Source organism: Megasphaera sp. UPII 135-E (genome assembly GCF_000221545.1).
In the GTDB taxonomy this organism is placed as follows: domain Bacteria; phylum Bacillota; class Negativicutes; order Veillonellales; family Megasphaeraceae; genus Megasphaera; species Megasphaera hutchinsoni.
The window spans coordinates 53927-64000 of the sequence record NZ_AFUG01000042.1 but is presented as its reverse complement, the minus strand read 5'-3'; the positions used below and the strand labels follow the sequence as shown (position 1 = coordinate 64000).

At 38.7% G+C, this 10074-nt stretch carries 13 protein-coding genes; 12 read left to right on the top strand and 1 reads right to left on the bottom strand.

Translation table 11 applies throughout. From position 1 onward, the window contains the following. Positions 1–178 precede the first annotated feature (178 nt). From HMPREF1040_RS06480 to HMPREF1040_RS06425, 12 genes are all read left to right on the top strand, one after another. Positions 179–457: an AtpZ/AtpI family protein gene (locus HMPREF1040_RS06480; RefSeq protein ID WP_007393113.1), complete on the top strand. Its 279-nt coding sequence runs from the start codon at positions 179–181 to the stop codon at positions 455–457. 2 nt (positions 458–459) lie between these two features. Next, on the top strand, positions 460–846 hold the full coding sequence (locus HMPREF1040_RS06475; RefSeq protein ID WP_007393095.1) for an ATP synthase subunit I: 387 nt from the start codon (positions 460–462) through the stop codon (positions 844–846). A 3-nt stretch (positions 847–849) separates the two neighbouring features. Then, positions 850–1518, top strand: coding sequence for a F0F1 ATP synthase subunit A (atpB, locus tag HMPREF1040_RS06470; RefSeq protein WP_007393103.1), 669 nt, complete (start codon positions 850–852; stop codon positions 1516–1518). Positions 1519–1558: 40 nt separating this feature from the next. Continuing rightward, complete coding sequence (gene atpE, locus HMPREF1040_RS06465; protein WP_007393126.1) at positions 1559–1816, top strand: F0F1 ATP synthase subunit C; 258 nt, start codon at positions 1559–1561, stop codon at positions 1814–1816. A 46-nt stretch (positions 1817–1862) separates the two neighbouring features. After that, positions 1863–2357 carry a F0F1 ATP synthase subunit B gene (atpF, locus tag HMPREF1040_RS06460; protein WP_007393127.1) on the top strand — a complete coding sequence of 165 codons (495 nt, stop codon included), beginning with the start codon at positions 1863–1865 and terminating at the stop codon, positions 2355–2357. Continuing rightward, positions 2357–2929 (top strand): F0F1 ATP synthase subunit delta, encoded by a 573-nt coding sequence (locus HMPREF1040_RS06455; protein ID WP_007393077.1) that lies wholly within the window; start codon positions 2357–2359, stop codon positions 2927–2929. The genes atpF and HMPREF1040_RS06455 overlap by 1 nt, the downstream gene beginning before the upstream one ends. Next, the gene (gene atpA, locus HMPREF1040_RS06450) at positions 2926–4461 is read left to right on the top strand and encodes a F0F1 ATP synthase subunit alpha (RefSeq protein ID WP_007393096.1); all 1536 of its coding nucleotides are present in this window, start codon (positions 2926–2928) and stop codon (positions 4459–4461) included. The genes HMPREF1040_RS06455 and atpA overlap by 4 nt, the downstream gene beginning before the upstream one ends. Before the next feature lie 3 nt (positions 4462–4464). Continuing rightward, on the top strand, positions 4465–5322 hold the full coding sequence (gene atpG / locus HMPREF1040_RS06445; RefSeq protein WP_007393131.1) for an ATP synthase F1 subunit gamma: 858 nt from the start codon (positions 4465–4467) through the stop codon (positions 5320–5322). A gap of 39 nt (positions 5323–5361) precedes the next feature. Next, on the top strand, positions 5362–6780 hold the full coding sequence (gene atpD, locus HMPREF1040_RS06440) for a F0F1 ATP synthase subunit beta (RefSeq protein WP_007393130.1): 1419 nt from the start codon (positions 5362–5364) through the stop codon (positions 6778–6780). Positions 6781–6783: 3 nt separating this feature from the next. Continuing rightward, a complete protein-coding gene (locus HMPREF1040_RS06435) occupies positions 6784–7209 on the top strand; it encodes a F0F1 ATP synthase subunit epsilon (protein WP_007393114.1) in 426 nt (141 codons plus the stop codon). A gap of 307 nt (positions 7210–7516) precedes the next feature. Further along, positions 7517–7822, top strand: a complete 306-nt coding sequence (locus HMPREF1040_RS06430) for a hypothetical protein (protein WP_007393094.1) — start codon at positions 7517–7519, stop codon at positions 7820–7822. A 78-nt stretch (positions 7823–7900) separates the two neighbouring features. Continuing rightward, the gene (locus HMPREF1040_RS06425; RefSeq protein WP_007393088.1) at positions 7901–8179 is read left to right on the top strand and encodes a hypothetical protein; all 279 of its coding nucleotides are present in this window, start codon (positions 7901–7903) and stop codon (positions 8177–8179) included. A 161-nt stretch (positions 8180–8340) separates the two neighbouring features. Here HMPREF1040_RS06425 and HMPREF1040_RS06420 read toward each other — a convergent pair whose 3' ends face one another. After that, entirely contained in the window at positions 8341–9936 is a 1596-nt protein-coding gene (locus HMPREF1040_RS06420; protein WP_007393093.1) for a peptide chain release factor 3, read from the bottom strand. Positions 9937–10074 lie beyond the last annotated feature (138 nt).

The window sequence follows — 10074 nt, the reverse complement described above, 5'->3', positions numbered from 1 at the left end:
TTTCTTTTAGGAGAATTAAATTTTTTTTAGGGTTAGCTAGTGAAAATATTGATAACTAGAAGCGTTGATTTTAGAAATGTTCTATGCTAAGATAGCAATGATGGTTGTAAATACAAGATATATGAACCGGCATGTATTTATAGCCGATATTTGTCACGCCGTAGGAGGATAAAAACCTATGGAAAAAAAGAAAAAACAAACGGCTAATACAACTCAAAAAGGCAGAAGTGAATGGTTAGCTTTATGCATGACGATGAGTGCATTTGGATTTACGCTGTTTGGTTCTATTGGTATAGGCATTGCCTTAGGCTGTGTAATAGAACGCTATTTTCATATTAGTCCATGGGGAAGCATTAGCGGTGGCCTTTTCGGTTCCTTTTTTGGCTTTTATTCATTGTATAGACAAGCTATACGAGAAATTGAACGAGATGCGAAGGAAAAGAAGGGAGAAACCTAGTTGTGGAAGAGTTATTATACTATATTAAGCGAACACTATGGCAACTTGTGGCATTTACTTTGGTCGGTGCGGTGATTTTATATATCACCGGGTTGACATATATTGTGGCGGGCTGGTGTATTGGAAATCTTATCAACATGATTTATTTTGCCATGTTGGGAAGTCGTTCAGCACGAGCCATAAATTTACCGCCTGAACATGTAGTTCAATGCATTCGTGGGGGATTTGTAATACGTTTTTTGGTAATCTGCTTGGCAATGATTGTTATTGTTCATTTTCCTCAAATTCACTTAGGGGGTGTGATGGCAGGCTGCTTTTCGTATCGTATTATTATTTATATGGATGCAGTGTGGCAACATTTTCATGTACGGAAAAGAAAGGAGGCATAGCATATGGAAATGCATGCAGGACATCATTGGGTAGTTCAACTTCTGGGAATGCACGTTAACCTAGATACGATAATGGTGACCTGGTTGGTAGCTGTTATTGTCATACTTGTTTCGATCGGCACTACACGTGGTAGAGCGTTAGTTCCATCGGGAATGCAAAATGTGATGGAAATGGCAATTGAAGCGCTGATGACTCAATTTAAAGCCACCATAGGACCTAAGTATGGCCAAGTTGTTTCTGTATTATTGACGATGTTCTTTTTCATCTTTTTTGCTAATGAGTTAGGAATGATTCCAAGCCATGAGTTATTAGCATCGCCAACTACAGATTTAAATACTACGGTGGCATTAGCACTTATTACATCATTTTTAGTGCATATTTTGGCATTAAAAAATCATGGCGTAAAACGCTATTTTAAGCATTTTGTTGAGCCTTTTTACCCGTTCTTGATTATTAATATCATGGAAGAGTTTACAAAACCGATTACATTAGCATTTCGTCTGTTTGGTAATATTTTAGCTGGTGAAATCATGTTAGAAGTATTGTATTATTTGGTCCCCGCTGGTATTCCTATCGTGTGGATCGCATTTAGCTTAGTAATTGGTTTGATTCAAGCTTTTGTATTTACTATTTTAACGGCTGCTTATTTAGCACCATCAATTCAAGATTAAGAAAAAATATGTGGTTTGATAATTCGGGAGGTTATGTATCATGGAAAAAGCAATTGTAATAGCACTTACAGGATTAGGCGCTTTTATAGGTTTAGGTTTAGCGGCATTAGGCGCTGCTTTAGGGGATAGCCAAGCAGCAGCGAAGATGTTGGAAGGAACAGCTCGTCAACCTGAAATGGCGGGGAAATTGTTTATTAATATGTTGATTTCTATCGGCTTGATTGAATCTGTACCTATCATCATGGTAGTTATTGCTATTATTTTGGTATTCGCTAATCCGTTTGCAGCCATGTTCTAAGGTTGGTAAATTATGATATGCCATTGCGGTCAAGGAGGGAATACTGTTGGTTGATATTAATGGAACACTCATATTCCAATTCGTCAACTTTATCGTGTTGGTTTTAATTTTAGCTAAGTTTGCGTATAAGCCTTTATTAAAAGTAATGGAAGAACGGCGAGAACGTATTGAGACAGATTTGCACGAAGCCGCTCAAGCTAAAGAAGATGCAGCTCAACTAAAAGCAGATTATGAACAGCAATTACGAGATGCACGTGCACAAGCACAAGCGATTGTAGATAAAGCTGTAAAAGTGGCGGATCAAGAAGCTCAGGCACATGTACAAGCAATTCGTGAACAAATTGCTCGAGAAAAAGAAATCGCTCAAGCAGAAATTGTAAACGAACGTGAAATAGCATTGAAACAGATGCGACAAGAAGTAGTAACGCTGTCTATGGCTGTGGCAGAAAAACTACTCCATAAACATATCGATGATGACGTCAATGCAAAGTGGGTATCTGATTATTTAGATACATTGCCTAAACAAACAAAGGAAAGTTAATGATGATATCGGAAGCAGTGTATGAAAAGTACAGCCAAGCTATGTTCGATATTGCGGCTGAACAACATCAGTTGGAAGCCATTGGAAATGATTTGCGGCAGATTCGAGATGTATGGCAAGAAAATGAAGATTTACGAAAATTCATTTGTCATCCTCTACTTACACCGCAGATAAAAAAAGATACGTTAAAAAGTATTTTTGCTGCCGAGGTAGCACCTATTGTCATGCAATTTTTATACGTCATGATTGATCGAAAACGGGAATCTGTTATTGCGTTAGCAATTGATGGGTTTATCGCTTTGGTAAGGCAAGCGCAAGGGATTGAAGTTGCTAAGGTACGGGTAGTTAAACCGCTTTCATCGGCAGAAGAAGAAAAATTGATAACCGGTTTAAAAGCACTAACAGGTAAGAAGATCGAAGTATTGTATTATACGGATCCATCTATTATTGGGGGGATTGTAGTGCAAATTGGTGATCGGTTAATTGATGGCAGTATAAAAAGGCAGTTACAAGATTTGCAACTGAAGCTATTGGATACTGACGCAGTAAATGAGGTGACGGACGAACCATGAACATGAAGCCAGAAGAAATTACGGCGATAATCAAAAAACAAATTCAAGATTATAATGTTGAAGTAAATGTGGATGATGTTGGTACCGTTCTAGAAGTTGGCGATGGTATTGCGCACATTTATGGATTAGATAAAGTTATGTCCGGGGAATTGCTGGAATTGCCTCATGGTGTAAAGGGGCTAGCATTAAACCTGGAAGAAGATAATGTTGGTGCTGTATTGCTTGGTAATGATGCAGAAATTAAGGAAGGCGATACAGTAAAGCGTACGGGAAAAGTTATGAGCGTTCCTGTAGGCGAAGAAATGATTGGACGTGTAGTAAATCCTTTAGGGATTCCAATTGACGGTAAAGGAGCAATTAATACTACCGAATCACGATTAATTGAAGTGACCGCTTCAGGGATTGCGGATCGGCAACCCGTAAAAGTTCCGTTACAAACAGGGTTAAAAGCAATTGATTCGATGGTGCCTATTGGACGCGGTCAACGTGAATTAATCATTGGTGACCGTGGTACAGGGAAAACGGCGATTGCTGTTGATACGATTTTGAATCAAAAAGATAGTGATGTTATTTGTGTATACGTAGCTATTGGTCAAAAAGCATCTACCGTAGCACGTGTTGTACGCACATTGGAAAAGCATGGAGCCTTAGGATACACGATTGTAGTGGCTGCGACTGCATCAGATGGGGCACCGTTGCAATATTTAGCACCTTATTCAGGTGTTTCCATTGCAGAATACTTTATGTATCAAGGTAAAGACGTATTATGTGTGTACGATGATTTATCAAAACATGCTCAAGCGTATCGGGCAATGAGTTTGTTATTACGTCGTCCACCAGGACGTGAAGCGTATCCGGGCGATGTTTTTTACCTACATTCTCGGTTATTGGAACGGGCTGCGAAGTTGTCTGATGAATTAGGTGGTGGATCTATTACGGCATTACCTATTATTGAAACATTGGCAGGCGATTTATCTGCATATGTTCCGACAAATGTTATTTCTATTACGGATGGACAGATTTTCTTGGAAACAGAAGCGTTTAACGCTGGGATTCGCCCCGCTATTAATGTTGGTTTGTCTGTATCACGTGTTGGTGGTTCGGCCCAGATTAAAGCGATGAAGAAAATTGCCGGAACCTTGCGCTTAGATTTAGCACAGTATCGTGAATTGGCAGCATTTGCACAGTTTGGCTCAGATTTGGATAAAAGCACAAAGGCACAAATTGATAAGGGCGAACGGACAATGCAATTGTTGATTCAGCCGCAATATAAACCGATGAGCGTTGAAGATCAGGTATTGCAAATTTATTTGGCTGTCCATGATTATTTAATGCCCGTGCAGGTAAAAGAAGTAGCTGCTTTTGCAAATGGATTTATTTCTTTCATGCATAGTAATTATCCAGAAGTAGGAGAAAGTATTAAAAACACGAAAGAACTCGGTAAGGAAGCAGAAGACACTCTTTGTAAGGCGATTGAAGAATATACTAAGCAGTATGGTGCTTCTCATGAACTCATTAAAGAGGGGGAATAAGCTATGCCGAGTGCACGTGAAATAAATAGACGTATAAAATCCGTCAAAAATACACAGCAGATTACCAAAGCAATGAAGATGGTATCTTCTGTACGACTGCGCCGTGCACAAGAACGAGCTTTGGCAACAGCTCCGTATATTGCAAAGTTAGAAGGAATGCTAAAGCGTGTATCTGCGGCAGGTAGTAGCGATAATCCGTTATTGCAAGCTCGCAGTGAGATAAAGAAAATTTGTTATTTGGTGGTTGGCGCAGATAAGGGGTTGGCAGGTGCTTTTAATGCGAATCTTAATAAGGCGATGTCTGCTTCTATTACAACGCAGCCAAGAGAATCTTTTGTTTTGTTTGTAGTAGGGAGAAAGCCTAATGAATATTTGCAACATTTGCATATTACGGCAGATAAATATTGGAGTGGTTTTTCTGATAAACCCAGCTATACGGATGCAAAAGAGATGGCGCAAGCTGCGACAGAATTATTTCTTCAGGGCAAAGTCGATGCAGTTAAAATCATTTATACGCACTTTAAATCGGCATTAACCCAAGAAGTAACAACCATGGATATGTTGCCCTTGGCAGCTCCAAAAAGCGAAAAGCAGGGACCACAAGAGGAATATTTATTTATTCCTGAACCACAGTCTGTATTAAAAAATTTATTGCCTCAATATTTAGATATGATGGTGTATAATAGTTTGTTACAGTCTGCAGCTAGTGAATTAGGCGCACGGATGACGGCTATGACATCAGCTACCGATAATGCGGGTGAGTTGATTGAAAAATTAACCGTGAATTATAACAAAGTACGCCAAGCTGGAATTACAAATGAATTAACAGAAATTGTTAGTGGAGCCAATGCTCTGAAATAAAGAGTGGCCGTAAGAAAAGAAAGAGAGGAGAGCCTCTTCATGAGTAATAACATTGGAAAAGTAGTACAGGTTATCGGCCCGGTTATTGACGTGCGATTTGCTTCTGAAGCAGATTTGCCTGCTATTTATAATGCTATCCGTATTACTGGCGGAAGCGGTGAACGGGCTATTGATTTAATTGTAGAAGTTATGCAACATTTGGGCGATGATGTTGTGCGCTGTGTAGCGATGAGCTCTACGGACGGGGTTGTTCGTGGAATGGCAGCAGAAGATACGGGAAGCCCTATTAAAGTACCTGTAGGAGCAGGTGTGTTAGGACGTATTTTTAATGTTTTAGGACAAGCGGTAGATAAAGTTGATAAACCAGTAGAAGCACAGGAATATTGGCCAATTCATCGCACGGCACCTAAGTTTGAAGATCAGTCAACGGGAACCGAAATTTTGGAAACGGGTATTAAAGTAGTTGATTTGATCGCTCCATATGCGAAAGGCGGCAAAATTGGCTTGTTCGGTGGTGCTGGTGTTGGAAAAACGGTTTTAATCATGGAATTGATTCATAATGTAGCTACGGAACATGGTGGTTATTCTGTTTTCACTGGTGTTGGTGAACGTACCCGTGAAGGTAATGACTTATGGAACGAAATGAAGGAATCTGGCGTTATTAGTAAAACTGCACTTGTATATGGACAAATGAATGAACCACCAGGAGCACGTATGCGTGTAGGCTTAACAGGTCTTACGATGGCAGAATATTTCCGTGATAAAGAACACCAAGATGTGTTGTTATTTATTGATAACATTTTCCGGTTCATTCAAGCCGGTTCAGAAGTTTCGGCTCTGTTGGGTCGTATTCCTTCGGCCGTTGGATATCAACCTACGTTAGGGACAGATGTAGGGGCATTGCAAGAACGTATTACTTCAACTAAGAATGGATCTATTACATCGGTTCAAGCGGTATATGTACCAGCCGATGACTTGACAGACCCTGCACCAGCGGCAACGTTTGCACATTTGGATGCAACTACTGTATTATCACGGCAAATTGCTGAATTAGGTATTTATCCGGCCGTTGATCCTTTGGATTCAACATCACGTATTTTGGATCCGAATGTAATAGGAGAAGACCATTATAATACGGCTCGTGAAGTACAAGCTATTTTGCAGAAATATAATGATTTACAAGATATTATTGCTATTCTCGGTATCGATGAATTGTCAGAAGACGATAAATTGACGGTTGCAAGAGCAAGAAAAATTCAACGTTTCTTGAGTCAACCGTTTGCCGTTGCTGAACAGTTTACGGGACAACCAGGACGTTATGTACCATTAAAGGATACAATTGCCGGCTTTAAGAAAATCCTTTCTGGTGATTGTGATGATATGCCAGAACAAGCCTTTTATATGGTCGGAAATATCGAGGAAGCATATGAAAAGGCCAAGACTCTGAAAGGAGAATAGGCAATGTCTGAAACCAAGAAAACATTGCAGTTGGAAGTGATTACGCCAGATGCAGTGGTACTACAAGAAAAGGTAGATTTTATTATTGCTAGGGCTTTAGATGGAGATATTGGTATTTTACCAGGACATACCGCGATGATAAGTGCACTGGATATTCAAGAATTTTCATATGATCAAGATGGGACTAGACATATTTTGGCTGTTTCCGCGGGGTTTTTGGAAGTTCATGATGATGTGGTTACTATTTTGACTCCCGCCGCAGAACGACCGACAGATATTGATCTTTCTAGAGCTAATAGTGCTAAAGACAGAGCAGAACACCGGTTACAGGATAAGAAAGATTCGGATATTGATGTAGCTAGAGCAGAACTTGCTTTGAAACGGGCATTATGTCGGATACATGTAGTTAATCATTATCGAGGGCAATAAAGTCTTAGTATAGAATGCTAAAATTGGTGATCAAAAAATGTTAAGTAAAGCGGTTTATTGCGTGCATGTTTAGTCAATAGACCGCTTTTATTTTTGCTAAAAGTTTGTGGGGAAATTTTTTTATAAGAAATCATAATTTTCTTTTTTGTTAATTCTTTATTGATGCGAGTTTATGTGTTGAAAATAGTATTGATAAGATAAAATACGTAATACACGTGATTTGTTTGGTCTTTTGGAACTTTATTTAGGGTTTGAAAAGAAGACCAAAAAAGTATATAATTAATTAAAAATGAAGAAGGAGGAAATTATGAAATCTATTAGTGATTATGACATTTTAATTACCATATTACGTGATGATAAGACGATTGAAGAGCAGGTAAAAGCGACGGCTACCTCACCTAATTTGACCATGCTGGTGGATACCTATGTGGTGCATGGAGAGCATCCGCAGATCCGTTTTTTAGAAGTAAAAACGGATGATGAAGGAAAAGTAGATTTTCAGACAGTTCGCCATGTGCGGATAAAACAAGAAGATGTAGACGAATTAAATCGTTTATTACGGGAAGCCGGTAAATTTAAAGAATCTGTTAAGTCTACATTACATCCCATTTAACTAGGAGAACGGCTTAGCCGTTCTTGGTTATTTAGGTAGGAAACATAATAAAGGGGTTATGTATAAGGAGAGGGTATTATGAAATCGATTAAAGATTATGATGTATTTATTTCTATTCAGCATAAAGATCAACCGATTTACGAACAGATAAAAATAACAGCGACAGCACCGCACAAGAAAATTTTAGTAGACACGTTTCGTGTAAATGGAGAAGAAGATCGTTTCTTAGAAATCTGTTCAGGTGATGATGGGAAGCCGGATTTTACGACACTTCGGCATGTTCGATTAGATGAAGATAGTATAAAAGAAGCGAATAAGGCCCTTATTATAAGTGGAACTATTTATACGAAAGAATAAGTGTATTGAATTAGTAAATGATATAAAAAAATCTCTTACCCCGTAAATTTGGGATGTAAGAGATTTTTTTGTACAGTTTATGTGATGGGAAAAATAGAAGGATTACACATTAATAGCGTTTTAGGCAATATTCACCCTTCATACATGAAGGGTGAATATTATCATTCCGGTAATTCATCGGGTGATGCACAAAAAATAAAATTAGGATTTCGCTCGGCAATCCAGTTCGATTGCCATTCATTTGTAATGAGTAATACTAGGCGTTGTTTATGATCTTTTACTAACATTGCACTATCGACATTTTTTAATTCTGTATAATCGTGATCGATAGAGGTGAACCAACGAGCTACTGTATATGGTAAGGGATTCATTTCTAGGATAACGCCATACTCATGTTCTAGCCGATAGGACAGCACTTCAAATTGTAATTGACCTACGGCACCGACAATATAACTATCCATCGATGCAAGGTTTTCATAAATTTGGACAGCCCCTTCTTGTGCGAGTTGAGTCATACCTTTTAGAAATTGTTTCTTTTTCATAGAGTCTTTGGCACGGATACGGGAAAATAATTCGGGCGGGAAAGTAGGGAAATCTTTGAATGTTACTTTTTTCTTTCCGCTATACAAGGTATCGCCGACACCTAAGGTCCCCGTATCGAATACGCCGATAATATCCCCGGGATAGGCATTTTCTACTAAGGTTCGTTCGGTTGCTAAAAATTGTTGGGGCTGTGTTAAACGGATTGATTTACCTGATTGTCTATGGGTGACGGTCATGTTTTTTTGGAACATGCCTGAGCAAATACGCATAAACACAATCCGATCATGGTGATGAGGATTCATATTGGCTTGAATTTTAAAAACGAAAGAAGTAAATTCTTCTGATTCAGGCATAACATCCCCTTCTAAAGCATGTCGAGGTTGGGGTTTAGGTGCCATGGATAGAAACGATTCCAAAAAGGGTTTTACGCCAAAATTGGTCATTGCTGAGCCAAAAAATAGTGGCGTAAGTTCGCCTTTTTTTACTTTTTCCATATCAAAACTATCACCAGCCATGTCTAATAATTCAATGTCGTCGATGAGTCCTTGATGAACCTCTTCGTCAAGTAATTCTTTGAAGATGGGATCGGCGGCAGAACCTTTGGTAGAAGCGAGTTTACGTTGACCATGTGTGGTATCTTTTTCAAATAATTCGATTGAAGCGGTAGCACGATCGTAAATTCCTTGGTAATTACCATTTAACCCAATGGGCCAATTGATAGGATAGGCGTGAATGCCTAAAATAGATTCAATTTCATCCATTAAATCAAAAGGATTTCGTCCAAAGTGATCTATCTTATTGATAAATGTAAAAATAGGAATGTGTCGTTCTTTGCATACTTTGAATAGTTTTTTTGTTTGGGCTTCTACCCCTTTTGCAACATCAATGAGCATTACCGCACTATCTGCAGCCATGAGTGTACGGTACGTATCTTCACTGAAGTCTTGATGTCCTGGGGTATCTAAAATATTTACATGATGACCGTTATAATCAAATTGAAGCACCGAGCTGGTAACAGATATGCCACGTTGTTTTTCGATTTCCATCCAGTCTGAAACGGCGTGTTTTGTCGTTTTGCGTGCTTTTACGGAACCAGCTAAATGAATAGCACCACCATATAAAAGTAGTTTTTCTGTTAAGGTCGTTTTCCCTGCATCGGGATGGGAAATAATAGCAAAGGTACGACGTGAATTTATTGCATCAAGAAAAGACATATTACACCTCAATTTATGAATAAAAGCAAAATATACATAGGTAATTATATAAGTTTTTTTTAGCTTATGCAAGATTAAGGTTATATCGGATATATTTTAGCTTAAAAAAGAAAAAAGTGGAAAAATGTATGTGATTGT